This is a genomic window from Streptococcus sp. 3613 (genome assembly GCF_013277375.1).
In the GTDB taxonomy this organism is placed as follows: domain Bacteria; phylum Bacillota; class Bacilli; order Lactobacillales; family Streptococcaceae; genus Streptococcus; species Streptococcus pseudopneumoniae.
Map to the genome: position 1 here is coordinate 1 of NZ_VMMV01000028.1, position 24,316 is coordinate 24,316.

29 protein-coding genes and 1 pseudogene are annotated in these 24,316 nt (G+C 42.4%); 2 read left to right on the forward strand and 28 right to left on the reverse strand.

The window, feature by feature from the left end:
* Positions 1–3: 3 nt before the first annotated feature.
* From endA to HT708_RS03535, 10 genes are all read right to left on the reverse strand, one after another.
* On the reverse strand, positions 4–834 hold the full coding sequence (endA, locus tag HT708_RS03490) for a DNA-entry nuclease EndA (RefSeq protein ID WP_001036782.1): 831 nt from the start codon (positions 832–834) through the stop codon (positions 4–6).
* Positions 835–872: 38 nt separating this feature from the next.
* Entirely contained in the window at positions 873–1,061 is a 189-nt protein-coding gene (locus HT708_RS03495) for a DNA-directed RNA polymerase subunit beta (RefSeq protein WP_172925989.1), read from the reverse strand.
* The gene (gene murA, locus HT708_RS03500; protein ID WP_172925990.1) at positions 1,054–2,337 is read right to left on the reverse strand and encodes a UDP-N-acetylglucosamine 1-carboxyvinyltransferase; all 1,284 of its coding nucleotides are present in this window, start codon (positions 2,335–2,337) and stop codon (positions 1,054–1,056) included. Before murA ends, HT708_RS03495 begins: the two co-directional genes overlap by 8 nt.
* A gap of 23 nt (positions 2,338–2,360) precedes the next feature.
* Positions 2,361–2,591, reverse strand: coding sequence for a DUF1146 family protein (locus tag HT708_RS03505; protein WP_023933289.1), 231 nt, complete (start codon positions 2,589–2,591; stop codon positions 2,361–2,363).
* Between the two features lie 57 nt (positions 2,592–2,648).
* The gene (locus HT708_RS03510; RefSeq protein ID WP_172925991.1) at positions 2,649–3,686 is read right to left on the reverse strand and encodes a SepM family pheromone-processing serine protease; all 1,038 of its coding nucleotides are present in this window, start codon (positions 3,684–3,686) and stop codon (positions 2,649–2,651) included.
* Positions 3,670–4,158: a pantetheine-phosphate adenylyltransferase gene (coaD, locus tag HT708_RS03515; protein WP_050262003.1), complete on the reverse strand. Its 489-nt coding sequence runs from the start codon at positions 4,156–4,158 to the stop codon at positions 3,670–3,672. The genes HT708_RS03510 and coaD overlap by 17 nt, the downstream gene beginning before the upstream one ends.
* Entirely contained in the window at positions 4,148–4,687 is a 540-nt protein-coding gene (rsmD, locus tag HT708_RS03520) for a 16S rRNA (guanine(966)-N(2))-methyltransferase RsmD (protein WP_050223226.1), read from the reverse strand. Before rsmD ends, coaD begins: the two co-directional genes overlap by 11 nt.
* A gap of 64 nt (positions 4,688–4,751) precedes the next feature.
* The gene (asnA, locus tag HT708_RS03525) at positions 4,752–5,744 is read right to left on the reverse strand and encodes an aspartate--ammonia ligase (RefSeq protein ID WP_050223227.1); all 993 of its coding nucleotides are present in this window, start codon (positions 5,742–5,744) and stop codon (positions 4,752–4,754) included.
* A gap of 110 nt (positions 5,745–5,854) precedes the next feature.
* Positions 5,855–6,538, reverse strand: a complete 684-nt coding sequence (locus HT708_RS03530; RefSeq protein WP_023933293.1) for a Bax inhibitor-1/YccA family protein — start codon at positions 6,536–6,538, stop codon at positions 5,855–5,857.
* A gap of 54 nt (positions 6,539–6,592) precedes the next feature.
* Positions 6,593–7,333 (reverse strand): RNA methyltransferase, encoded by a 741-nt coding sequence (locus HT708_RS03535; protein ID WP_172925992.1) that lies wholly within the window; start codon positions 7,331–7,333, stop codon positions 6,593–6,595.
* Positions 7,334–7,366: 33 nt separating this feature from the next.
* On the opposite strand from HT708_RS03535, the gene HT708_RS03540 reads away from it, so the two are divergent.
* Together HT708_RS03540 and yidC are read left to right on the forward strand one after the other, a co-directional pair.
* A complete protein-coding gene (locus tag HT708_RS03540) occupies positions 7,367–7,645 on the forward strand; it encodes an acylphosphatase (protein ID WP_001174613.1) in 279 nt (92 codons plus the stop codon).
* Positions 7,646–7,722: 77 nt separating this feature from the next.
* The gene (gene yidC, locus HT708_RS03545; protein ID WP_100104504.1) at positions 7,723–8,649 is read left to right on the forward strand and encodes a membrane protein insertase YidC; all 927 of its coding nucleotides are present in this window, start codon (positions 7,723–7,725) and stop codon (positions 8,647–8,649) included.
* Between the two features lie 74 nt (positions 8,650–8,723).
* Here the strand turns inward: yidC and pflA are convergent, their stop codons facing one another.
* The 18 genes and pseudogenes from pflA to HT708_RS03635 form a co-directional block, all read right to left on the reverse strand.
* A complete protein-coding gene (gene pflA / locus HT708_RS03550) occupies positions 8,724–9,518 on the reverse strand; it encodes a pyruvate formate-lyase-activating protein (protein WP_138700479.1) in 795 nt (264 codons plus the stop codon).
* Positions 9,519–9,643: 125 nt separating this feature from the next.
* Positions 9,644–10,894: a diaminopimelate decarboxylase gene (locus HT708_RS03555; protein ID WP_138699878.1), complete on the reverse strand. Its 1,251-nt coding sequence runs from the start codon at positions 10,892–10,894 to the stop codon at positions 9,644–9,646.
* Between the two features lie 60 nt (positions 10,895–10,954).
* Positions 10,955–11,782, reverse strand: coding sequence for a pur operon repressor (gene purR / locus HT708_RS03560; protein WP_050223230.1), 828 nt, complete (start codon positions 11,780–11,782; stop codon positions 10,955–10,957).
* Between the two features lie 263 nt (positions 11,783–12,045).
* Positions 12,046–12,990: a 3'-5' exoribonuclease YhaM family protein gene (locus tag HT708_RS03565; RefSeq protein ID WP_050208237.1), complete on the reverse strand. Its 945-nt coding sequence runs from the start codon at positions 12,988–12,990 to the stop codon at positions 12,046–12,048.
* On the reverse strand, positions 12,980–14,236 hold the full coding sequence (locus HT708_RS03570; RefSeq protein WP_172925993.1) for a DNA recombination protein RmuC: 1,257 nt from the start codon (positions 14,234–14,236) through the stop codon (positions 12,980–12,982). The genes HT708_RS03565 and HT708_RS03570 overlap by 11 nt, the downstream gene beginning before the upstream one ends.
* A gap of 1 nt (position 14,237) precedes the next feature.
* On the reverse strand, positions 14,238–14,900 hold the full coding sequence (locus tag HT708_RS03575) for a thiamine diphosphokinase (RefSeq protein ID WP_172925994.1): 663 nt from the start codon (positions 14,898–14,900) through the stop codon (positions 14,238–14,240).
* Positions 14,863–15,519, reverse strand: a complete 657-nt coding sequence (rpe, locus tag HT708_RS03580) for a ribulose-phosphate 3-epimerase (protein ID WP_172925995.1) — start codon at positions 15,517–15,519, stop codon at positions 14,863–14,865. The genes HT708_RS03575 and rpe overlap by 38 nt, the downstream gene beginning before the upstream one ends.
* A 10-nt stretch (positions 15,520–15,529) precedes the next feature.
* Entirely contained in the window at positions 15,530–16,408 is an 879-nt protein-coding gene (rsgA, locus tag HT708_RS03585; protein ID WP_172926002.1) for a ribosome small subunit-dependent GTPase A, read from the reverse strand.
* A 1-nt stretch (position 16,409) separates the two neighbouring features.
* Positions 16,410–17,282, reverse strand: a complete 873-nt coding sequence (rsmA, locus tag HT708_RS03590) for a 16S rRNA (adenine(1518)-N(6)/adenine(1519)-N(6))-dimethyltransferase RsmA (RefSeq protein WP_125393148.1) — start codon at positions 17,280–17,282, stop codon at positions 16,410–16,412.
* 130 nt (positions 17,283–17,412) lie between these two features.
* The gene (locus HT708_RS03595) at positions 17,413–17,721 is read right to left on the reverse strand and encodes a hypothetical protein (protein WP_172925996.1); all 309 of its coding nucleotides are present in this window, start codon (positions 17,719–17,721) and stop codon (positions 17,413–17,415) included.
* The gene (locus tag HT708_RS03600) at positions 17,714–18,355 is read right to left on the reverse strand and encodes an ABC transporter ATP-binding protein (protein ID WP_172925997.1); all 642 of its coding nucleotides are present in this window, start codon (positions 18,353–18,355) and stop codon (positions 17,714–17,716) included. The genes HT708_RS03595 and HT708_RS03600 overlap by 8 nt, the downstream gene beginning before the upstream one ends.
* 1 nt (position 18,356) lies before the next feature.
* Positions 18,357–20,387, reverse strand: coding sequence for a bacteriocin-associated integral membrane family protein (locus HT708_RS03605; RefSeq protein ID WP_172925998.1), 2,031 nt, complete (start codon positions 20,385–20,387; stop codon positions 18,357–18,359).
* Between the two features lie 103 nt (positions 20,388–20,490).
* On the reverse strand, positions 20,491–20,787 hold the full coding sequence (locus HT708_RS03610) for a lactococcin 972 family bacteriocin (protein ID WP_000815399.1): 297 nt from the start codon (positions 20,785–20,787) through the stop codon (positions 20,491–20,493).
* 376 nt (positions 20,788–21,163) lie between these two features.
* The gene (locus HT708_RS03615; RefSeq protein WP_172925999.1) at positions 21,164–22,063 is read right to left on the reverse strand and encodes an XRE family transcriptional regulator; all 900 of its coding nucleotides are present in this window, start codon (positions 22,061–22,063) and stop codon (positions 21,164–21,166) included.
* A gap of 71 nt (positions 22,064–22,134) precedes the next feature.
* Positions 22,135–22,695 (reverse strand): ribonuclease M5, encoded by a 561-nt coding sequence (rnmV, locus tag HT708_RS03620; RefSeq protein ID WP_172926000.1) that lies wholly within the window; start codon positions 22,693–22,695, stop codon positions 22,135–22,137.
* Positions 22,695–23,468, reverse strand: a complete 774-nt coding sequence (locus tag HT708_RS03625; RefSeq protein WP_138706540.1) for a TatD family hydrolase — start codon at positions 23,466–23,468, stop codon at positions 22,695–22,697. The genes rnmV and HT708_RS03625 overlap by 1 nt, the downstream gene beginning before the upstream one ends.
* Before the next feature lie 301 nt (positions 23,469–23,769).
* A pseudogene (locus HT708_RS03630) lies at positions 23,770–23,904 on the reverse strand (LPXTG cell wall anchor domain-containing protein); the annotation flags it as partial.
* Between the two features lie 203 nt (positions 23,905–24,107).
* The coding region (locus tag HT708_RS03635) for an N-acetylmuramoyl-L-alanine amidase family protein (protein ID WP_172926001.1) at positions 24,108–24,316 on the reverse strand (209 nt) is incomplete at its 5' end.

The window sequence follows — 24,316 nt, forward strand, 5'->3', positions numbered from 1 at the left end:
TTTTCATTGAGTATGAGTTACAGTTACTTCTCCAGTTCGGTAATCCAGTTGAAGCCCCTTTTGAACATTGGGAACTAGAACATTAAATTCCAATTCTCCATCTGAAGACTTGGCTTCAATCTGTGAAGCTGAAGGAACTAAATCCTCGTTTGAAGCGTAGTAAAGGGTTACACGGTAACGGACACGCTTGTTTTGGTCCAAGGCTTTACGCACCTTACTTTCATAGTAGTTTTGACCAGTCGAATCCTCGGCCTGCGCCTGATTTGCCCAGGCTGTCTGAACAGCAATGTTTTTAGGATTGCTTGTCGAGGCATCAAAACCATCCAAACCACCGATTAAGGCATAGCCTAACAGATGACCTCTATCGACTGCATGGGTATAAGAGCCCTTTAGATTCTTGACTTGATGCCAGCCTGGAGGAGTCCATGAAGTCGAACCATTCCCAGTTTCTTCACGATTCTTGTACTGACGAGTAGCCTTAGACAAGAGGGCATTAGCCACGGTTGGTACGGTCTCCTTGCCCACCGTCTTTGTTTTATTATCAGCGTAGGGCTTACTTGAAACCTTGGCATTTAGGTTTGTTTTATTACCATTGACGATAAAAGCACCTGATCCGTTCCACTCCAGACTCCCTTTTACTTGGTTTTTGACTGCGTCTGTTAAGACACTCTCTGCCAATGCTTGACTAGGAGCTTCAGACGCTTGTTTTTTCTGACTAAGCTTGGTTTTAGGACTATTAGGTGCCGACTGCATCTGCTTGATATAATAGCTCCCTGTAGACAAAAGCAATAACACTAGCAGTCCGATTAGTGTCTGTCTTGTTTTTTTGTTCATATTTCTCCTTATCTTTAGAAAAAGGCTGGTTCTCCAGCCTAATTTCCTGTAAGTTTATGAATCAATTCCTGCCATTTTGCTGGAGACAGGATAGCCCATGGATCTTGACCCTTGCCCAAGATTCCATAACCTACCATTAAACCGATTCCTAGAGCCAGAGTACCTAAAATCAGTACTATGATGACTAAAAGTAAACGCTTGACTACGTAGCTTAATTTCTTATTCATCTTCATCACTTGCCTCAATCCGCTGAATCTTAGCACCTAGCTGCGCCAATTTCTCATGGAAACGGTAGTAACCTCTATCCAAGTGAACCAATTTACCAACTACAGTTTCTCCCTGTGCTACCAAACCTGTCAAAATCAAGGCTGCACTGGCACGAAGGTCAGTAGAAAGAACTTCCGCTCCCTGCAAAGGTTGACCACCAACAATACGAGCTGTATCACGGATAATCTCAGAATGCAAGCCCATGCGACGCATTTCTTCTAGATGTTGGAAACGATTTTCGAAAACTGTCTCCACCATAGTTGATTCCCCTTTTGCGACTGTCATCAAGGCTGTAAATTGAGCCTGCATATCTGTTGGAAATCCTGGGTGGGGCAAGGTTTTCACATGAACAGCTTTTAGATTTTCTAGTTGAGAGCGAACGCGAATCCCTTCCGTCTCCTCTGTCACTTCCACTCCCATTTCAAGTAACTTGGCAATCAAGGGACGGTTGTGCTCCCAGACAGCATCTTTAATCAAGACATCACCACCAGTCATGGCAGCAGCTACCATAAAGGTTCCTGCTTCGATACGGTCTTGGACTACATTGTGAGTCGTACCATGAAGTTTCTCAACACCGGTAATGGTAATGGTCTCTGTACCAGCACCCTTAACCTTAGCTCCCATTTCATTAAGGAGAATGGCTAGGTCAACAATCTCAGGCTCACGCGCAGCATTTTCAATCACTGTCATCCCATCAGCTAGGGTCGCTGCCATCATCAAGTTCTGCGTTGCACCAACACTTGGAAAGTCCATATAGATATGAGCGCCATGCAAGCGTTCTGCCTTGGCTTCGATGTAACCAGCTGTCTGACTAATCTTAACCCCCATAGCTTCCAGACCTTTCAAATGAAGATCAATAGGACGGCTACCAATGGTACAACCACCTGGCATGGATACCTTGGCATGACCCACACGGGCAAGGATTGGCCCTAATACAACGATGGAGGCGCGCATCTTGCTGACATACTTGTAAGGGGCTTCCTCAGTGATATCGCCAGTAGCATCCACCTTGACAAGATGGGCTTCCTCATCAAAGTCAACCTTGGCATTCAAACCACCAACTACCTGATTCATAATAAAGACATCCGACAAAATCGGAACATTCTGCAAGACGGTCTTTCCTTCACTTGCTAGAATAGTCGCTGCCAACAAGGGCAAGACTGCATTCTTTGCTCCTTCGATGGTTACACTTCCTACCAGACGATTATCGCCACCTTGAACCACAATTTTGTCCATACTCGTTTCCTTTACTCTTGATTTTATAATAATCCTCTAAGCGCTTCTTGCCACAAATGATACAGGCTGATAAAGAAAGAACTCAAGATATAGCCCATTACAATGCTGAAAAAACCTACTAATAAACGAACTTTTCTTGTATTCTCAGCTGTCACTTTTAAAACCTTTTCCCATCTAACAAGATCCTTTAAAAGGTAAAAACTCACATAAATAAAGAGCATGTGACTGCTTAGAGTGAATAATAATTGAACCATTTGACTATTATACCATCTTCTCTGTTTGTGCGCTAGTTTGGAAACTTCACTTAAAAACTAGGGATTGTTTTTCAAGTAATCAATTGCATCTTGTAGGGTTTTAACGGGCACGATTTTCATATCTGTCTTGATTGTTTTGGATGCTTCTAGGGCTGTTTGGTAGTTGTTTTTTGCATCCGGGTGTGCTTTTTGTTCTTCTTCGCTAACAGGATTATCAGGGGCAAAGAAAATAGCGGCACCTGCCCTAGCCGAAGCTACAACTTTTTTATCAATACCTCCAATATCCCCCACATTCCCATCGCGGTCAATGGTACCTGTACCAGCAACAATACGACCATTACGAAGATCTGGGTGAGCTATTTGAGTATAGATAGCTAGACTAAACATGAGACCAGCACTTGGGCCGCCAATACCAGCTGTTGAAAAACTAATTGGGACATCACTGGTTACTTCTGTACGGTCAATCAAGCCGATTCCAATTCCATTTTTGCCATTTTCCAAGCTGATAATCTTTCCTTCTGCAGACTTGGTTTGCCCATCCTCTTCATAGGTCACCTTGACGGAGTCCCCTAATTGTTGAGAACTGACGTAATCAATCAAGTCTTTGGAACTATCAAAGGTCTGATCATTGACTGCTGTGACCGTATCAGAGATATTGAGAATCCCTTTAAAGGTTGAATTATCCGTCACATTCAAGACATAAACCCCAAAGTACTTGAGTTCGATATCCTTACCAGCTGTTTTTAGACCTTGATACTTGGCCATATTTTGTGATGTTTGCATGTAGAATTGATTGATTCGCATAAATTCAACATCGGAAGTTCCACCTGTGGTCTCTTGGGCACTACGAATATCTGTAAAAGGCGTCAACCACGCATAAATCATATGGGCTAAAGTAGCGTGCTGGACACCAACCGTAACGAATTGATAGGCACCAGCCGCCTGATCTTCTGTGTCATTGACTTTAAGAACTTGGCGAATATCTTCCGAACCACCTGGAACCTCTATATAGTAGGGCAAAGGCACTACAAATGCCAAGAAGGTCACAATCAAGGCCGCAATGACATATAAGGGCCATCTAATCTTTTTTTTCATTTCTTATTTCCTCCAAAATACTCTCGGGAACATAGCAAGCAATATCCTGACCAAACTTCAAAAGTTCTCTAACGCCTGATGAACTGATATAGAGATGTTCAGGTCGGCTATGTAAATAAATGGTTTCTATATCAGGAGACAGTTGATGATTGTAGTAATCAAAACTGGCTTCATATTGCAAATCCGCTGCATTCCTCAAACCACGCACTAGGCAAGTAGCCCCCAGTCTTTTCGCAACATCAACTACCAATTCATCATGAGAAGAGACGACTTCAACATTCCCCAAATCTTCCAAAGCCTTTTCTAATCCCCGTTTACGATTTTCGATAGGGAGAAATCCTTGTTTGTGGGGATTAAAAAAAATACCAACATAGAGCTTATCAAAAAGTCTGCTCGCCCGTTCAATCATATCCAGATGCCCATTTGTCATCGGATCAAATGAGCCTGTGAATAAACCAATCTTATCTGACATAGACTGTCACCTTACTAATTCCATAAATCTTTTCCTTCCAGATACCCAGGCAGGCAATTTCTTCTGGAAGTTCAACGGCCTTATCCGTCTCACACACAACCATGACATCTTCAGAAAAAAGCTCTCTCTCAGCCATTTTTTCAATATCTGCTACCATTTGTTCCTTGGCATAAGGAGGGTCTAAGAAAATAAGGTCAAATTCCCCAGATACCTGCTCCAATGCCCTCTCTGCATCCATCTTGAGGAGTTGAAATTTTCCAACATCCTTGGTCATCTGGATATTTTCAGCCACGATGGTCTGAGCCTTACGGTCTCGCTCCACCAAAACAGAGCTGGACATGCCACGCGATACTGCTTCGATAGATAAACCACCACTACCTGCATAAAGGTCCAAGACTCGTCCCCCTTCAAAGTAGGGACCAATCATGTTAAAAATGGCGCCCCTAACCTTATCTGAAGTAGGTCTTGTCGTCTTGCCCTCTAGTGTCTTGAGGGGACGTCCCCCATAGATTCCTGATACGATTTTCATACTGTTTATTATACCAAATTATAGACAAAAAGAGAAAGAAAACCGAACCTTGCGGTTCGATTCTCTACAAAATATTTTCGTAAGTATCGCGGACTTCTTGAGGCCAAACACTTGTTTGCACTTCTCCGATGTGTCTCTTGCGAAGTAGGAACATGGCCATACGAGATTGTCCAATTCCTCCACCGATTGTCAATGGGAATAGGCCATTCAATAGAGCCTTGTGCCATTCCAATTCCAAGCGGTCTTCATCACCTGTGATGGCAACCTGACGGCGAAGGGTTTCTTCATCTACACGAATCCCCATAGAAGACAACTCAAAGGCTCCACCCAGAGATTCATTCCAGACAAGAATATCACCATTTAGACCCTTGTAGCCATTTTCAGACTCGCTTGTCCAGTCATCATAGTCTGGTGCACGTCCATCGTGCGGTTTACCATCTGGCAACTCGCCACCGATACCAATCAAAAAGACGGCTCCAAATTCTTTACAAATCGCATTTTCACGTTCTTTCGGTGTCAAGTCTGGGTAGCGTTCTACCAATTCTTCTGTATGAATAAAGGTGATTTGTTTTGGCAAGATAGACTCGATGTCATAACGGGCTTCAACAGCTAGCTCAGTCAGGCGAATAGCCTTATAAATCTTCTCAACTGTTTCTTTTAGATAAACGATGTTACGCTTACCATTTGGGATAACCTTCTCCCAGTCCCACTGGTCAACATAAACAGAGTGGGTTGCATCCAAGGAATCCTCATCTGGACGAAGGGCCTTCATGTGGACGAAAAGACCTTCCCCTTCACCGAAACCAAAGCGAGCCAAGGTGTGGCGTTTCCATTTAGCAAGGGAGTGCACCACTTCATAAGTAGCATCAGGGATTTGGAGAACCTTGACCGATACGGCATTCTCCACACCTGATAAGTTGTCCTGCATCCCATCACCGACCCTACTCAAGATAGGACCTTGAACTTCGACAACTTCTAACTTATCTTTCAAATACTGGGTAAAAGTATTTTTGACAAAGGAAATTTCTTCTTGTTGGTGAATAAAACTTTTCTTCATAGGCTACTCCTCAAAAATTAGTTAAAAACATTATACACCTATTTCCAAGAAAAGAAAAGAGAAAATTTAAAAAAATCAGTGTCACTCAAAACACTGATTTTATAGACCTTTTAATCATTACGACCAAAGATACGTAAAATACTTAGGAAGAGATTGATAAAATCAAGATAGATACTGAGAGCCATTGACACCACCCAGCCTGTCGCTACACGACCTTGCGATTGTTCATAGACAAGGCGAATTTTTTGGTTATCCCAAGCAATCAGTCCTGAGAAAACCAAGACCATGGCTACGCTAATCATATAATCAAAGAAACCACTAGACAAGAAAATATTGACTATCATAGCAATAATCAAACCGATCAGAGCCGCCATCATAGCTCGACCAAGACCGCTCAAATCTTTCTTGGTGAAGATACCAACTGCAGCCATGACAAAGAAGAGAAGGGCGCTCGATACAAAGGCAGATAAAACTGTACCCGGAGTATAGAAGGCTACCACAAAACTAAGGGTAAAACCGTTTAAAACAGAGTATAGCAAAAATACTGGAAGAGCAGCTGGACTATTTCTTGAAGCCATGCTACTGGCAACGAAAACCAAAGCCAACTCCGCAAAAGTAGCAATGGTCAACCAGAGACGCCCCTGCATCAAAAAGTAAAGCAACTGAGACTGAAAGACCGTCAACATAAGGCCTGATACCAAAGCAGATAGTCCGATTCCCAGACCAACAAAGGCATATACCTTAGCGTAAAATTGATTGAGACCTACACGGTCATGTATAATAGTGTGATTCATCTTTTCTCCTTTTCTATGAACATCTTTCCTTGATTATAACAAAAAAAGTTAAAATTAGCTTAAATGGAAAATCAAAATACCAGCTGCAATGGCAACATTCAAACTCTCCGCCTGCCCCTTCATGCTAATATGGACCAACTGGTCTGCACTTTCAGCCATAAGGGAACTAATTCCTTGGCCCTCATTTCCCATGACTAGTACAAAATTTTCTATAGGAGGCAGTTCTCTGTAATCAACAGAATCTTTAGATAGGGTTGTAGCTAGCACAGGGATAGCTGCTTCCTTAGCTTCCTCGAGAAGCCTTTGACTAGACATTCGGTAAATAGGCAGATGAAAATGACTGCCTTGCATGGAACGTAGGGTTTTGAGACTGTAGATGTCTGCCGACTTTTCTGAAACAATCACTCCAGTAAAACCTGCTGCATCCGCAGTTCGAATGATAGTTCCTACATTACCAGGATCTTGCACATCTTCCAAAAACAAGAACTTGCCCTGACTCAAATCAGCTTGTCCTACTTCTTCTTTTTGAACCACCGCAACAATTCCCTGTGGGGTCTGAGAATCCGCCAAATCTAGCAAAATATCCTCTGACACCCAGACAGTTTGCGGAAAAGCAGCTAACTGATCTCGGTAATTTTCTAGGGCAAAGATTTTCTCAATCGTCACTCCAGCTTGGACAGCTTCTTCAAACAAGTGCCAGCCTTCAATCAAATAAGCAGACTTGCGGTATTTTTTTTGGTGTAATTTCTTGGCATTTTTTACCACAGAATTGGCTTTTGAGCTTATAATAGTCATAGAAATATTATAACACAATCAAAGGGGTTTGGTATGCAAAAGGTTAGAATGATTGCCCAAGGTAGGGTGCAAGGAGTCGGCTTTCGTTGGGGTGTTTACAGCTTGGCACTTGAAATTGGTGGCATCACAGGTCGGGTATGGAATAACGACGATGGCACAGTGGAAATCTTAGCCCAAGCAGACTCATCTGCTATCATGGCAAAATTTATCCAAGAAATCCGAAAAGGACCGACACCTTTTTCAAAAGTAAGCTACTTAGATGTCAAACTAAGCAACTTTCCTCCCTACTCTGACTTTAAAATCGCAAATTAGGTCTCCAGAACTATTGTATATTTTGTAAAAAAACAGTAGAATAGAAAGGTATAATTTTTAAAGAAGGAATAAAAACAGTGAAATCTATTAAACGTTTTGCATTCTCGGCTATGGGAGTGGCTATGTTGCTTGTCTTGACTGGCTGTGTCAATGTCGATAAAACCACAGGTCAGCCAACAGGATTTATTTGGAATACGATCGGAGCGCCTATGGCTGAAGCCATCAAGTACTTCGCTACTGATAAAGGTCTAGGCTTTGGTGTCGCTATCATTATCGTAACCATTATCGTACGCTTGATTATCTTACCACTTGGTATCTACCAATCATGGAAGGCAACGCTTCACTCTGAAAAGATGAACGCTCTCAAGCATGTCCTTGAGCCACACCAAACACGTCTCAAAGAAGCAACTACTCAAGAAGAAAAACTCGAAGCCCAACAAGCCCTCTTTGCCGCTCAAAAAGAGCACGGCATCAGCATGTTTGGTGGTGTAGGATGTTTCCCTATCCTCCTTCAAATGCCTTTCTTCTCTGCTATCTACTTTGCTGCCCAACATACTGAAGGGGTTGCTCAAGCAAGCTACCTAGGCATTCCTCTAGGTTCTCCAAGTATGATTTTGGTTGCCTGTGCTGGTGTCCTTTACTATCTTCAATCGCTCCTTTCACTTCACGGAGTAGAAGATGAAATGCAAAGAGAACAAATCAAGAAAATGATTTACATGAGCCCACTCATGATCGTCGTCTTCTCCCTCTTCTCACCAGCTAGTGTCACACTTTACTGGGTTGTCGGTGGTTTCATGATGATTCTCCAACAGTTTATCGTCAACTATATCGTTCGTCCAAAACTTCGCAAAAAAGTCCGTGAAGAACTAGCCAAGAACCCACCAAAAGCAAGTGCTTTCTCTAAACCAAGTGGACGAAAAGACGTTACCCCTGAACAACCAACTGCTATCACAAGCCAGAAAAAACACAAAAATCGCAACGCTGGAAAACAACGTTCGAGATAAGAAGAAAAAGGCTTAGCTGATTTGCTAAGTCTTTTTGCAAGTCAAAAGCCCGATGTTTCCATCAGGCTTCTTTTCTATCCATGTACACGTTTCGTATAGTCTTGGTAACTTTCGGTATCCATGAGTTGTTTAGCGTTCTTAACGCGGTCTGCTGTTGGTGGTTTAACCCCTTCGAGGGAATAGGGAATTCCCAATTCACGCCATTTAAACTCACCCATGGTGTGATAAGGCAGAATTTCAAACTTATCCACATTTTTAAGAGTCTTGACGAACTTACCAAGTTCAATCAAGTCATCGTCTCTGTCTGTCAATCCTGGAACTAGCACGTGGCGAATCCAGACAGGTTTTCCAATATCTGATAGATACTGGGCACAGGCCAAGATATTTTTATTGGTTTGGCTAGTAACAATCTTGTGCTGTTCTTCGTTGATTTCCTTGATATCTAAGAGAACCAAGTCAGTGACAGCCATGAGTTTGTCAAACTTTTCAAGGTAACGTGGTTTATTACGGAAAGGAAGGGCACAGGTGTCCAAGGTACAGTGGATTCCTTGTTCCTTAGCCTTGGTGAAAAGGGCAATCAGGAAATCAATCTGCAAGAGTGCTTCTCCTCCGCTGACTGTAATCCCGCCCTTATTTCCCCAGAAACCACGGTAGCGCAAGGCTTCTGTCAAGACATCATCTACCGTCCGTTCACGTGATTTATTGGACTCCATAGCCCAAGTATCTGGGTTATGGCAATACTGGCAACGCATGTGACAGCCCTGTAAAAAGATAATAAAGCGAATACCAGGGCCATCTACCGCCCCAAAACTTTCTGTCGAATGCACCATTCCTGTCACTTGTCCATAATCAATTGTTTCTTCAGACATATCGTTACCTTCCTTGAAAACGTTTTATAGTTTTATTATATCACGACTTGAAGGAAAAACAAGATTTTTACCTATTTTTTAGAAAGCAATCTGTTTTTCAATTTCATTTTCAATCTATTCTCAGATTATTCTTCAAAATCAAAACCATACAAGGTTGCAAAATAGTCTTCAGGGCGCTCTGCACGGCGGATTTGACGGGCTTTGCCTTCTTCAGTATAAAGGATTTCCGCAGAACGAAGTTTGGCATTGTACTGGTAGCCCATTGAAAAACCGTGGGCACCTGTATCATGAATGACCAGCAAATCACCGATTTCTGTATAAGGCAGTTCGCGATTGACTGCAAATTTATCATTGTTTTCACAGAGTGAACCAACCACATCTACCACTTCAGCTGGTCCATCTGGATGAGTCATGTTGCTAATATGGTGGTAGGCTCCGTACATAGCTGGACGCATGAGGTTGACTGCTGATGCATCCACACCTAGATAGGTACGGTAGGTTTTCTTCTTATGAGTGACTCTTGTGACTAAAGCACCGTGAGGTGCCAGCATAAAACGACCCAATTCGGTGAAAATCTTGACCTGACCAAGACCTGCTGGCGTAAGAACCTCTTCATACACCTTACGAACTCCCTCACCAATCAAGGCGATATCATTTGGCTCCTGCTCAGGACGATAGTTGACTCCAATACCCCCGGAAAGATTGATAAAGTCTAGTGAAATACCCAGCTTTTCCTTGATTTCAACAGCCAATTCAAAAAGCTGACGCGCCAACTCTGGATAATAGAGATGGGTGACAGTATTGGATGCTAGAAAGGAGTGAATCCCAAAAGTCTTGGCTCCTTTTTCCTTCAAGATGGCAAAGGATTCAAAGAGTTGATCCTTGGTCATACCAAACTTAGCCTCCCCAGGATTATCCATAATGTCTGTCCCCAGTTCAAAAACGCCTCCAGGATTATAACGACATGAGATGATTTCTGGAATGCCTGCTGCTCGCTCCAAATGTTCAATATCTTCAAAGGCATCCAAGTTAATGATCGCACCTAATTCACGCGCATAGGCATATTCCTTATCTGGCGTATTGTTTGAAGAGAACATAATCTCAGAACCAGGGAAATCCAGTTTATGGCTCATCAAAAGCTCTACGTAACTAGAGCAGTCCACACCACAGCCTTCCTCTTGGAGAATTTTCAAAATAGCTGGGGTTGGAGTAGCCTTAACTGCAAAATATTCCTTAAAGCCCTTGTTCCACGAAAAGGCTTGGTTGACGGCTCTTGCCTTCTCACGAATTCCCTTCTCATCATATAAGTGAAAGGGAGTTGGGAACTCGGCTACAATCGCTTCTAAGTCTTCTTTATTAATAAATGGTGTTTTCATAAGTTTCCTTCTATTCTATTTGCAAAGAAAGGCTGGGACAACCGTTCCAACCTTTATCCTTTATTCTTCTGTGTCAAAAATATTACCAATCTCAACATCGATGGCTTGGTTCTTGACATCAATATTGGTTACCTTCAAGAGTGACTTGTAGTCAAACTGCTTTTCACGTTCTTCTTGGGCATTGTCCGCAAAGACCGCTACACCTGCCAATTCTGAGTCGAATTCGCGCAAGAGACTAATCATCCCATTGACAGTTCCGCCGCCTTTCAAGAAATCATCCACAATCAAGACACGGCTACCTGCCTTGAGACTCCGTTTTGAAAGGAACATTTTCTCGATACGGTCACCACTTGAACCGGATACATAGTTGACGCTAACCGTTGAACCTTCGGTAATTTTCAGGTCACGGCGCACAATGACAAAAGGGACATTGAGGACATTGGCAACTGCATTTGCAAGTGGCACACCCTTGGTTGCTACTGTCATAACCGCGTCAATTTTTTGATCCATAAAGCTCTTGGCAATAATGCGACCAATATTTTTCAAGATGGCTGGTGTGCTAAGTAAATCAGACAGGTAGATGTAGCCACCTGGCAAGATACGGTCACTTTCTGACAACTTGGCACGCAAGTCTTCAACCATTTCCTTAGCATCATGGTTTGAGATTGATGGTGTAAAGATAACACCTCCGCCAGCCCCAGTCACAGTCTGGATGTGACCGATTTCGATTTCCTCAAAGGCGCGTTTGATAATGACGATATCTTCTGAGATGGATGATTTAGCAGATTCATACTTTTCAGCAAAAGTATTGAGACTAGTTAGTTTATAAGGATGATTAATCAAATAGTTGGAAATGACAACCATCCGATCACTTCTTCTTAATTTCATTTCTATTTCCTATTCCATTTTTATTCAAAAAATCAAAAAGCAAACTAGAAAGCTGGTCACTGGTGGTTCAAAACACTGTTTTGAGATTGTCGATAGAACTGACAAATCCTGTAATATACCTGCATATATACATACGACAAGGCGATACTACCCTAGTTTGAAGAGATTTTCGAAGAGTATTCATTTTTGTCTTTTACTTATTATACCATATTCACAGAAAAAAACGAACATTCTTATTCTAAAAAATGTCCATTTTTCTTAAATTATAAATCTAAACCTGGTTTATAGAAGGAACGATTGTCCATAGCGAAGATTTTATTGGTCATCTCTCCTTTATCCACCAAAGCCAGAGCTGTTGACATCATCATCATGCTGGCATCCAGATTGTCAATCATATGGATAATCTCTGCTTCCATAATGCGTGGACGGACTGGACTTCCATACTCAAGTAAGCCGTGGTGACTGAGAATGACGTGGCGGAGCAAAACGACTTCTTCCTTGGTATCATCAATGCCGAGCTCCATAACTGTCTTGGTAATTTCACTATCAATGAGAGCGATATGTCCAAGAAGATTGCCTCGCACTGTATACTCAGTCTGTTCTGGTCCCGTCAACTCGATAACTTTGGCCAAGTCATGTAGCATAATTCCCGCATAGAGCAGGCTCTTATTGAGCCGAGGATAAATATTGCTAATGGCATCTGCCAAGCGCACCATGGTCGCCGTATGATAGGCCAAGCCTGTTTCAAAGGCATGGTGGTTGGTCTTGGCTGCTGGATAGGAGTAGAATTCCTTATCATACTTGGTGTAGAGATTTCGGACAATCCGTTGCCAGACAGGATTTTCAATTTTGAAAATCATTTGCGACATGTAGTCACGAATTTCCTTGATATCAACCGGTGGCTTGACCTTGAAATCAACTGGGTCATTGGGTTCACCAGCTTGCGGCAGGCGGAGAGTGATTTGATTGACCTGTGGAGTGTTGTTATAAACTTCTCGGCGCCCTTTCATGTAGACAACCCTACCTGCGGTAAAGGCCTCAATGTTATGAGGTTGGGCATCCCAGAGCTTCCCCTCAATCTCGCCACTATCATCTTGGAAGGTAAAGGCTAGGTAGTTTTTCCCAGCTCGAGTTTGCCTCAGGTCAGCTGATTTGATTAAGTAAAAACCTTCAAACAGCTCATCTTTTTTCATGTGACTAATCTTCATATTCTTCCTCATTTTCTTGGAAATGGAGTAGATCAAGCGCAGGCTCACCTTCTGACAACTCAATGTGACGGAGCGTCCGCTCGATAGCTGTGGTACGACGGTTTAATAATTCATCAATATTGCCAGAGGCATGTTGGAGATGTTTTTGTGCCTTTACCAGAATACCACCAAACTTGCCAAACTCGGTCTTGACGCTGGCAAGAGTCTTACTGATATGGTCGGCACTCTTTTGGATATTGAGAGTTTTGAATCCAACTGATAGGGAGTTAAGAAGGGCTGATAGGGTACTTGGACCTGCAACAATAATCTGCTCTTCCCGCCTCAAATCATCAAAGAAGACAGGATTGCGGACAATTTCTGAGTAGAGACCTTCTGTCGGGACAAACAAAACTCCAAAATTGGTCGTCCGAGGTGGTGCTATGTACTTGCTCTTAATATCCTTTGCAAAGCGTTTGACGCTGGCTAGGAGCGACTTACGACAGCGTTCGATTTCGTCCTTGTCACCTGCTTCATAGGCTTCTTCTAAGCGATAATAATCTGCCAGTGGAAACTTAGAGTCAATCGGTAAGTAGACATATTCTTGGTCGCCTTGTCCGGGTAACTTGATGGCATACTCCACTCGTTCACTGGAGTTTTCAACTGTTGTGTATTCTCGTTCGTACTGGGCAGGGGTCATGATATCCTCGATGATTTGCCCCAGTTGCAATTCTCCCAGAATCCCTCGTGTCTTGGTTCCAGAGAGAACCTTGTTGAGGGCGCCGACATCGCGGGCAACTATCTGCATTTCCCCCAGGCCACGATTGACCGACTCCAGTTGTTTGGAAACTGTCTCAAAGGAAGCCTGCAAGCGTGTCTGCAAGGTCTTTTCTAGTTTTTCCTCGACTGTCTGGCGCATTTGTTCCAAACGTTGCTCGTTTGATTCCTGCAAGGCTTGGAGACGTTGGTCGGTCTTATCTCTGGTTTGGAGGAGATTATCTGTCATTTCTTGACGGACTTGCGTCAGACCTTGGTGCAATTCGATTCGCACTTCTTGCAAACGGTCGCTGACAGCTACTTCCAAGTCTTTTTGATCTAACTGCCTGGCTTGTCTGGCTTGTTCAAAACGGTAATCCAACTGGTCTGACAAGTGATCTGCCTGATCCTCTAAGCTCTTGCTGAGATGTTTTTCCTGCTTATCCTGTCTCTGCCAAATCAGAAAGATACCAGCTAGGTTGGCAATCAATAATAGAACAAGTAAACTTTCCATCCTACCTCCTGTCCTTGCTATGCAGTACGACCACATAGCCATCTGGGCAAGTCACCGACACTTCCCTATCTATATATTCGTTAGAAGCGTACACTTTTTTAAAGAAAAAATTTTCCTCTGTCAACTCATACTTGGCACCAATAATAGTCAGCTGGCTATCCCGAACTGGCATAAAGGCTAGGTAGTCATAGTCTGAACGAGGTTCTAGCTGACTGGTTCCTTCTGGACAATAGGAAATCAAGTTTTGTCCATCTTCAATCGCTATCTGGCGCATATAGGGCGCCAACTTGGGATTACTAGGCAGAAAGACATTAGCCAGCATATGGTCAATACGACCACCCAAAGCACCGAAAATAGTGACCTGAGCCTGAGGATTTTGCTCAAAGATAGTCCAGAGAGCCAATTCCAAATCAGTATCATCTTTTTCTGGTCGGGCTTGAACAAAATGCTGGGCACGTTTTTGAATCACCTGTCGCTCTTCTTCGGTCACAGAATCAAAATCCCCAACCGCCAGAGCAATAGGAAGGTTTTCTTCCAGGACCCATAGCGAGCCCCGATCCACACCAACAAAACCATCAAAGTCCGTCCGATAATGACCACGGTCTCCGCCTGCAAAAACGGCAACCCTAGTCCAGTTGTTTTCTGAGAGTTTGTACTCGCTCATTGACATCTCCCTTAAAGACATAGGAACCTGCTACAAAAACGGTCGCACCAGCTTCTTTGGCTTGAGCAATCGTTTTATCATCAATCCCACCATCCACTTCAATCTCAAAGTTCAAACCTTTTTCATCACGAAGGGCAACCAGCTCACGAACCTTATCCATGGTTTCTGGCAGAAAGGCTTGACCACCAAAGCCTGGGTTAACTGTCATGACTAGGACTTGGTCAACTAGGTGAAGGACGTGCTTAATGGCCTCGACAGGCGTACCAGGATTAATGACAACCGAAGGTTTGACACCTAGTAAGCGAATTTTTTGGAGGGCACCATGAATATGAGGCGTCGCTTCCACATGGATGCTGATGATATCCGCACCTGCGCGCGCAAAGTCTTCTAGATGATGCTCAGGATTAGCTACCATCAAGTGGCAGTCGAAAACCATCTTACTATGAGGACGAAGAGATTCGACCACACCCGCACCAAAACTGATTTGCGGTACAAAATGACCATCCATAATATCGATATGGGCATACTCTGCCCCAGTTGCTTCTAGGCGTTTGATTTCACGTTCAAAATTGGCATAATCTGCTGCCAGAATTGACGGAGCAATCTTGTATTGAGACATAGGTTTCTCCTTATTTTGGAATTTTTTTGCTGACCTTTTTATAGGTTTCTCTGCGATTTTCAATCTCACTGAGGAATTGCAGGTAGTTGTCAAAACGGAAGCTGGCAATAGTCCCTTCTTCCACTGCTGGCTTCACTGCGCAAGACGGCTCATGGGTATGGGTACAAGTACGGAATTTGCAGTCTCGACTGACACTAGCAAGCTCTGGGAAGGCCTGATTGAGGTCTTCAGCCGTTGACACTTCATAATCCAATGATGAAAAACCTGGTGTATCTGCGATTTTACCTCCATTGAGATTATAAAAACTAACTGCTCGAGTAGTGTGGCGCCCACGACCCAGACTGTCTGAAATTTCTCCTGTTTCAAGATTGAGGTCTGGTGCGATTTTATTGAGAAGAGTTGACTTCCCAACACCTGTCTGCCCCATAAAGACTGTAACCTTGCCTGTTAACAAAGGAAGGAGTCCCTCTTTACTGGTCACAAAGTCATAGCCAATGTCACCATAGGTCTGATGGTAAAAATCCAATTCTCCCCTATCTTCCAGCAAATCCATTTTAGAAATATAAACGATGGGATGGATGCCCTTGTGTTCCAAAAGAATCAAGAAGCGATCCAGTAAATTGCTATTAAAATCAGGTTCCTTGACAGACATGATCACCACAGCTTGGTCAATATTAACAATAGGCGGACGGACTAGACTGTTTTTCCGTTCGTGAATCTTGAGAATATAGCCTTCTGAATTTTCCTCGGCAGAGAAATCTACCCAGTCCCCAACATAAGGGGTATGGCCTTTTTTACGGAAATTCCCACGCGCTCGTGTTTGATAAACCTGACCCTCACTCTCTACATAGTAGAACCCAGCCAAGGCTTTAATGATTTGTCCCTGCATCTTAGAGCCCTTGTCCTTTAAGTGCATCTGCTAGGCTGGCAAACTCTTCCAAGCTGAGAGCTTCCCCACGCACACTTGGTGACAAGCCTGCTTGGTCCAAAGCCTTGGTCAGCTTGTCCTTGACTTCCTCAGTCTTGCCAAAGTAACCTGTCAAGTTATTCCACAAGGTCTTGCGGCGATGGGTAAAACTAGCCTTGGAAACCTTAAAGAAGAAGTTCTCGTCTTCCACTGCTACAGCTGGTTCTGGACGACGCACCATTTTCAAGATGGCCGAATCCACATTTGGCGCTGGCACAAATACCGTACGAGGCACGATAAAGGCAACCTTGGCAGTCATGTAATACTGAACCGCAATCGACAAGCTACCATAAGCCTTGGTATTTGGTTGAGCGGAAATGCGGTCCGCCACTTCTTTTTGCATCATGACCACAAACTCACTAAAAGGAATGCCACTCTCAATCAAGTGCATGAGAATAGGTGTCGTGATGTAATAAGGCAAGTTAGCTACTACCTTGATTGGCAGGTCAGGATTTTTAAAATTCTGGATATGCTGCGCCAAATCGACCTTGAGAATGTCCTCGTTAACCACTGTCACATTGTCAAAATCACGTAGGGTATCTGCCAAAATCGGTACCAAACGGTGGTCGATCTCAAAGGCCATAACTTGAGCTGCACGCTCAGCCAAAAACTCCGTCAAGGCACCAATCCCTGGCCCGATTTCGATGACATTAACCTGGTCATCAATCTCAGCCGTATCCACGATTTTTTGTAGGATATTGGTATCCGTCAAGAAGTTTTGCCCGAAGGACTTTTTAAATGTAAAACCGTGACGCTCCAGCACTGCTTTGGTCACGCTATAATCTGCAATTCTCATCTATTCTCTTTTCTATTATCTGTTACTACTATTGTAACACATTCCCCTTGTATTTTGGGGGTGAAAATCATACCAAAAAACTATCTTTCCTCATGAAGAAAGATAGTCTTGGAAATCTTTAAAGGGGGACTTAGCTCTTCTCTCGAAACATCCGTTCGAAAAAATCAGCTTCTTGATAACTTCGATTTTCAGGTAGGGTCAAATCTACATCCTCCTCCACATCGTCCACTGTCAATTCAACCATTTGAGGTAAATTTTTCAAACGATAATGCTTTTGCCTTTGCCCTTCAATGCTAGCAAAATCAAGCAAATAGCCATTTACTCGGATTTGAACCAAAAGGAGATGATTGGTCATATTTTCCATGATGAGAATATCTTCTAAACCACCTCTGGCACTCGGATAATCAGATACCCTGCGAATACGGATTTTTTCACACATGAGCAAGCTCCCTCATATCAATGATTTTATCGGCCTTATTCCAGACTAGGGGATTATGGGTCGCAATGATGATCATTCGATTTTCATCTTTCAAGCCCACCAAGAGATTCATAACCTCCTCTGAATTTTCAGGATCAAGAGCTGCTGTTGGTTCATCTGCCAAAATCAAGGGTGGATTTTTCAAAATAGTCTTCGCAAGGGCAACTCGTTGAGCCTCTCCCCCAGATAAAGTATAAATTTTTTGTTCTAAATCCAAATACCCTAGATTAACTTTTTCTAAAGCCTCCACTTGCCTTTCCAAACGTTCGACTTTTGAAATTTTTTGACCGACAAAGCCCAAATCCAAATTCTCTTTGATTGATTGGTTTTCTAAAAGGCCAAAATTTTGAAAGAGATAACCCATCTGGTCTCGAAAATACTCACGAGTGGGTATGGTTTTTAAATCTTTCCCCTGATAGAGAACCCTTCCTCCATCTATCTTTTCTAGTTTGCCTAAGATGTTCAGCAGCGTCGTCTTTCCGCTCCCACTCTTCCCGATTAAGGCATAGACCTTGCCCTTCTCCAGCTTGAGATTTAAACCAGAGAAAATCGCTCGGTCATTAAACTTCTTTTCCAATCCTTGAATATCAATCATCTTATTTTCCTTTCAATACTGCCATGCTACCAGCTTCTTCTTTTTTATCCTGTCTAACTAAAATCAACAGAGCGTTAAGCGTAAATAAAGCTACAACTAGAGCGCTAATCAAGCTATCTCCTGTCAAAACACTAGATAGGATTAGCCCAAGCAAGAGAACTCCTCCTTGCGCCAGTAAGTACTTGCCATGAAGCTCATAAATTGTCATACCAGAAAGACGTTTAATCATAAGCTCCCGTCTGAACTGCTCAAAATAGAGAAGATTCATGGAATCAAATAACAAGATAGCCGTAGACAGGGTCAAAATCGTCCCAATAAGGAGAGAGTAAAACTCCACCCGTTTGTCATTTAGTACCTTGGCAAAAAATAGCTGGCTTTTTACCAAGTAAGAAACCTTGTGATACAGACCTTGCTCTTTTAGAGCTGTGATGCTGTCTCCATATCGATCTAGTTTTAAGGCACTATTAGCCGTAGTTCCCCATAACATCCCTGCAACAGGTCTTGTTCCAGTCGCTTGCGGCGTTAAAACTACAATAATCGGATCTTTTAGGTACTGACGTGTTGTCTTGTACCCATCATTATAGAGGAAGCGTTCCTGTCCTGTTTCTGTAAAATCTAGCCTTAGCTGTGGGAGGTAGTGTTTCTGACTCGTCACTTCTACACTTTCAGATGAAAATCTTTGCAGGTAATCTGTAAACAATCCTTGGTAGTAGGCAGACTGCTCTCGCAAGCTCTCAGGCAAAATCAGCCCAAACTCTCCCTCAGACAAGTTTTGCATCTTATCCATAAACTCTGAAGAAACGGTAATCTTTTCTTCTATCAGATAGCGCGGTGAGACATAGATGACATTCCCTGACGGTGTATAGTCATTGAGACGATTGCCATCTAGGTCCACTTCTGCTCCATCTGAGAAATTGTCAACATTGCTCATAATATAAAAAGAGTCTGTATTGGCTAACCGTTCTTCAGTAAATGTCTGCCACTCACGATTATCCTTACGCATTCCTTCTTCATCGGCAAATGCACTAGACCAACCAAAGGATAGACGGTAACGGTCTGAGGACTGGCTCCATTTATCGCTAGCTTTCTCCATCTCCTGCATTTCACGGTAGTGGGGTAGGAGAGTAGTCGCACTCGAACCGACAACCAATACAGCTAATAGTTGCCCCATCATCATCAATGTCATCATCCGTTTGAGAGGGAGTTTCCCTTTCAATAAATCCACCAGACTATTTTCCTGTAATCCAAGTAGATACACGACACTTAGTAAGGTAGAAATCCCGGCCAAGGTCAATCCATAAAGTAGAAGAGCAATGATGACCAGTTGCACCGTTGCCATAAACAAGGCACCTTGATACCAGAGAATCCCCAATCCCAAAAGACTGGATACCAGCACTGAGCAGATAAGCTGTCTCACATCTTCTAACACTGGTCTGAGAGCCACCCCAAACAAGCTCTCACCAGCGATTAAGCGAATCCCTGCCTGACGAAGGGACTTGATCCGATAAATCAGGGTCAGACTCATAAAAGTCAGCAGAAAAATAGCTAGACTCAGTAGCACCATAGGGGTGGCCGTCAATAGTAAGACTATCGAAAATGGATCTTCTCCATTCGAAACAAAGCCTTGATAACCAAGCTCTTTCAAGGTGGTCTGTAAGCTCACTCCATCCAAACTTCCTGACACAATCAAGTAAGACCCTAATAAATCACTCGTTTCTGCACTCTCCTTGGAGGAAATGGTCAGACCTTCTGGAAGCTCTCCCTGACCATAAGTGGCATAGGTAAAGCGTGTTTCTCCAGCTTCATTTGGCTCAACAATCCGACGAGCGATGAGACTATTGTACTCTACCGCCAAGTGACTCAAAGCCTCTGTCACCTCTTCGCGACTAGCTACTGATTGATTTATCACCACTCCTGTCACATCAACAGAAGGATAGTTACCAAATAAAATCTCTTCTCGATGGTCAACAGAAGTTATCACCATATAAAGCGATACCAATACCATTGAAATCAAAATAAATAAACGTTTCATCATTTCCTCCAAAAAGTTACTTGGTCACCTGCTAGAGAGATGACCAAGTAAAGCATTGTTATCAACTCACCCAGAAATGTTTTTACTTTCTCGTGTATAATTTTTAATAATCATAATAAAAGCTTACTTGCTCGCCCCACGCAGTACGAATCCAAGCTCGAGATGTTCCTCCTGCATCAGCATATCCCTTATCAGATGAACTATTCCATCTGCTAGAAACTGTTGAACTATGGTATTTTGAGGGGTGATAGTAGTTTGAGTAAGCACCTCCGTTAGCCGAACCATACGTCCAGACACCACCACCTGGATACTTAACCGCGGCCGATACTACTGCTACTCCTCCACCTAATGTTGCTACAAGACTCGCTACAAGGGCTAATTTTTTAACTGTTTGTTTCATATTGATACTCCTCTATTTTTTATTATATCATAAATATTTATTATATATTGTCTATTTTCTATTCAAGTAAAACTAAGTCATGGATCATAGACCTTTTCAAAGCAACACCTCATTACATTCTCCTTTCTATCCGTGCCACCAATCTCCAAAACTAAAATATGTTAAAAACATGATAAAACCAAACATATCACACCTCCTTATTTCTATGTCATCTATTATAAAACTTATATCAATAAACTCCAAGGACACCAATGTCCTTAAAATCTAACTATTTCATATTATTTTTAGCTTATATCTAAAAAAACAGCTCTAAAGACGAACTTTAGAACTGTTTCAATACTAGAACAAGGACATTTTTGTCATTGTTTCACGATATTTATAAATATTTTTTTACATCCTCTTGCCATTCCTCTGTCAATTTCTTTACTAGAAATTCATCTCCAATTAGCTTCGCAAATGTTTTAGAAGACTGATAAAATGATTCAGCTAAACTAAAATCTCTTTCTACTCTTAATGCTTGCTTCCACAAAAACATAAATACAAGAGGTTTCTTTTGATAATCTTGAGTTTTATCCATAATTTCTTGTAAACACGATAGATAATCATTAAAACAATCAGTTACTCCTACCTTTTCAAGACAACACATTCCTGAAATAAGAGTATCTCTAATTATAAAGTAATTCTCTATTTGAGTTATCTTCTTCTGTCCCAAAAGCAAGAACATTAGCTTTTCGATTTGATTTATAAATTTGGCAAGATCTTTTCTAATGAGCATTTGATAAAAAAACAAACGAATCAACAACATATCATTTATTGAATAAGCTTCTTTTTCTATAATCTGAGGCATATATTCCTCAAGTATTAACTCTGCATATTCAGGCCTTCTAGTTCTAGAAGTATCCAAACATGCCTGCAATACTTCACATGCTAATTGTTCCTCTTTAGGAAGATTATCAAAATATGTTTTATAAATCTCTTCCAAACACGCTTCTTTCTTATCGTACTCCTCTTCTTTACAATAGATTGGTTCACGTAAAATCTGGTATTTCAATTCTAAATAAGCAGAAGGAAGAGCTGAAAAATCCGGCATAAGGCTATAAGCTGGAACTCCTAGCCGGCGAGCAATATAGTCTAACTTGGGCAAACTCGGTTGCGAAGCTCCACTTTCAATTCGCGACAGTTGACGAACTGTCAGTTCTTGCTCATCTCCACAAAAATCTGGACGACTAATTCCTTTTTCTATCCGAATCTCTTTAATTTTTTGACCAATTAACATCAGACGCCTCCTCTTCTACCTGCTTCGAAAAATACTGTGAAACTTAAAAAATTGTAACGGCTACATCTTTCCTACTCATAAGATTTCATGGCTTCTTCCACTTCTGCCAAGGTGACCCCAAACAACTCTAGGCGTTTGAGGAGTTGCTTGCCGTTGGAATAGCCGATTCGGAGAGCCTCTCCTAGATATTCTCTTCGCTTACGGCTATCTGCTCCCGCTAGAAAACCAAGGCGAATCAAGTCGCTACGACTGATGTCAAACTGACTTTCATGTTCAAATTGTTCTGTTACCTGAGCTAGAGCTATTTTCAAATCTTCATAGCCAGCATGCTCAATTCCCAGAGAACGCCCCTTGGTTTTGGACTTAGGAACAGCTTCATCTCGTTTGAGAAAGGCATGTTGCACTGTTGGAATAGCCGTCATAATCATGCGGCGAATCCGCTCCCCATTAAAATCCGGGTCTGTAAAAACGATGACCCCATGACGTTGGTGCAAGCGCTGAATCCGCTCTATGTCCTGGTCATTGATGGCAGAACCTCGAGTCTCATAAGTCTCTACCTCGAAATAACGTTTAAGATTTGCCGTATCATCGCGACCTTCGACCACGATGACTTGGGAAATTTTTTCTTTCATTACTTGCTGTCCAATCCAAAAATTCGCTCTGCATTTGCAGTCGTTGCCGCCGCTAACTCTTCTGCCGTCATCCCACGCAAGGCAGCAATAAAGTCCACCACATAGCGAGTATAGGCTGTTTTGTTTTCGCGGCCACGCTTGGGTACAGGAGCCAAGTAAGGCGCATCCGTCTCCACCAAAAGCTTATCCAAAGGTAACTCTTTAGCTGCTTCTTGGATGTTAGTTGCCTTCTTAAAAGTCACCACTCCTGAGAAGGAAATGGTCATACCAAGCTCGACAAACTTCTCTGCCCACTCAAGCGTCCCTGAAAATGAATGCATGATACCACCTCGAGAGCCAACTCCCTCGCTCTTGATAATCTCATAGGTATCTTCCAGCGCATCACGGGTATGGACAACAAAAGGCAAATCCAAGTCCTTAGATAACTGAATCTGACGACGAAAAACCTGCTCCTGCACCTCTTTAGGCGCTGTCATCCAATGATAATCCAAACCAATCTCACCTAAAGCAACAACCTTAGGATGCTTGAGCTTATCAAGCAAGTAGGTTTCAATCTCCTCTGTGTAAGTCCCAGCTTCTGTAGGATGCCAACCAATAGTTGCGTAGAGTTGGTCGTACTCATCCACCAACTCCAAAGCACGCTCAATCGTCGGTTCATCAAAACCCACAATATTCATCTGTGTCACACCCATCTCAGCAGCCAAGGCAATTTCTTCTGCCTCACGACCTGCAAATTCTTCTACATTCAAGTGTGTATGTGTATCAAAAATCATCTCTTCTAACCTCGTTTTATATCTTCTATTATACCAAAAAAGAGGAGGGGCACCCAATTTTTCGGTTTCCCTCCTCTCTTTAATAGAGCTATTCTGCTAGCTTTTCTATCCGATATTGCCCATCTTCTATTCCACAGTTAGAGACGGAAGAGACTGGTTACATTGATAGAATATCCCTTTTCAGCTAAAGTGTGCGATTATCTTGGGTTCTCACTTTTCTCACCCATCACTAGGATTGATGACTTCTCAAAATCCCCCTTATAATCTAACTTTAAGTAGAGAATAGAATTTTCTAGCTGTCCTATTTTCTAAGTCTAGCCTTTCTTCCTAGCAAAGCAAAACCACTTGTTGCCGCCACTAGACCAAGACTAGCAAGTGCTGCACTTGATGCTGAACCTGTGTTAGGTAATTATTTGCCAGCAGGCACTTTAACAGTTGATTTTTCATCAGTAACTATGTACTACTCTAGATTCAATCTATTATATAAGAATGTTGAGTCACTAGCTCATCCTTCCATTATCTCTTATATTACAAAATACTCCATAATCTCCAGTAGAATAAATCTGGCTAGAGATTATGGAGTTATTTTCAGCCTTAATATCCTATCAAAAAATAATATTAAGATTCATTCAGTTAGATTTAGTTTAGCAATTCACCATTAGCATTGACTCTATAGCCGTTTACTGTTGTATTGACTGCAAGCATACCTGATTCATCTACATAGTACCATTTCCCACTAACTTGGAACCATTGGCTAACTTTCATATCGCCATTACTGTTGAGGTAGTACCATGAACCATTGTATAGCAACCATCCTGTGGCCATTGAGCCATTACTATTGAGGTAGT

Coding starts and splice junctions, on each gene's coding strand:
- pflA (WP_138700479.1), bottom strand. CDS start 9,518: ATGTCTGAAGAAACAATTGATTATGGACAAGTGACAGGAATGGTGCAT.
- murA (WP_172925990.1), bottom strand. CDS start 2,337: ATGGACAAAATTGTGGTTCAAGGTGGCGATAATCGTCTGGTAGGAAGT.
- rsgA (WP_172926002.1), bottom strand. CDS start 16,408: ATGCAGGGACAAATCATTAAAGCCTTGGCTGGGTTCTACTATGTAGAG.
- HT708_RS03555 (WP_138699878.1), bottom strand. CDS start 10,894: ATGAAAACACCATTTATTAATAAAGAAGACTTAGAAGCGATTGTAGCC.
- HT708_RS03565 (WP_050208237.1), bottom strand. CDS start 12,990: ATGAAGATTAGTCACATGAAAAAAGATGAGCTGTTTGAAGGTTTTTAC.
- HT708_RS03535 (WP_172925992.1), bottom strand. CDS start 7,333: ATGACTATTATAAGCTCAAAAGCCAATTCTGTGGTAAAAAATGCCAAG.
- HT708_RS03570 (WP_172925993.1), bottom strand. CDS start 14,236: ATGGAAAGTTTACTTGTTCTATTATTGATTGCCAACCTAGCTGGTATC.
- rsmA (WP_125393148.1), bottom strand. CDS start 17,282: ATGAGAATTGCAGATTATAGCGTGACCAAAGCAGTGCTGGAGCGTCAC.
- rsmD (WP_050223226.1), bottom strand. CDS start 4,687: ATGAAAATCGTATCAGGAATCTATGGGGGACGTCCCCTCAAGACACTA.
- HT708_RS03600 (WP_172925997.1), bottom strand. CDS start 18,355: ATGATTGATATTCAAGGATTGGAAAAGAAGTTTAATGACCGAGCGATT.
- HT708_RS03610 (WP_000815399.1), bottom strand. CDS start 20,787: ATGAAACAAACAGTTAAAAAATTAGCCCTTGTAGCGAGTCTTGTAGCA.
- HT708_RS03595 (WP_172925996.1), bottom strand. CDS start 17,721: ATGTGTGAAAAAATCCGTATTCGCAGGGTATCTGATTATCCGAGTGCC.
- HT708_RS03505 (WP_023933289.1), bottom strand. CDS start 2,591: ATGGTTCAATTATTATTCACTCTAAGCAGTCACATGCTCTTTATTTAT.
- HT708_RS03605 (WP_172925998.1), bottom strand. CDS start 20,387: ATGAAACGTTTATTTATTTTGATTTCAATGGTATTGGTATCGCTTTAT.
- HT708_RS03575 (WP_172925994.1), bottom strand. CDS start 14,900: ATGAGCGAGTACAAACTCTCAGAAAACAACTGGACTAGGGTTGCCGTT.
- asnA (WP_050223227.1), bottom strand. CDS start 5,744: ATGAAGAAAAGTTTTATTCACCAACAAGAAGAAATTTCCTTTGTCAAA.
- HT708_RS03530 (WP_023933293.1), bottom strand. CDS start 6,538: ATGAATCACACTATTATACATGACCGTGTAGGTCTCAATCAATTTTAC.
- HT708_RS03540 (WP_001174613.1), top strand. CDS start 7,367: ATGCAAAAGGTTAGAATGATTGCCCAAGGTAGGGTGCAAGGAGTCGGC.
- HT708_RS03615 (WP_172925999.1), bottom strand. CDS start 22,063: ATGTTAATTGGTCAAAAAATTAAAGAGATTCGGATAGAAAAAGGAATT.
- rpe (WP_172925995.1), bottom strand. CDS start 15,519: ATGTCTCAATACAAGATTGCTCCGTCAATTCTGGCAGCAGATTATGCC.
- HT708_RS03495 (WP_172925989.1), bottom strand. CDS start 1,061: ATGAATAAGAAATTAAGCTACGTAGTCAAGCGTTTACTTTTAGTCATC.
- rnmV (WP_172926000.1), bottom strand. CDS start 22,695: ATGAAAGAAAAAATTTCCCAAGTCATCGTGGTCGAAGGTCGCGATGAT.
- purR (WP_050223230.1), bottom strand. CDS start 11,782: ATGAAATTAAGAAGAAGTGATCGGATGGTTGTCATTTCCAACTATTTG.
- HT708_RS03510 (WP_172925991.1), bottom strand. CDS start 3,686: ATGAAAAAAAAGATTAGATGGCCCTTATATGTCATTGCGGCCTTGATT.
- endA (WP_001036782.1), bottom strand. CDS start 834: ATGAACAAAAAAACAAGACAGACACTAATCGGACTGCTAGTGTTATTG.
- coaD (WP_050262003.1), bottom strand. CDS start 4,158: ATGTCAGATAAGATTGGTTTATTCACAGGCTCATTTGATCCGATGACA.
- HT708_RS03625 (WP_138706540.1), bottom strand. CDS start 23,468: ATGATTTTTGATACACATACACACTTGAATGTAGAAGAATTTGCAGGT.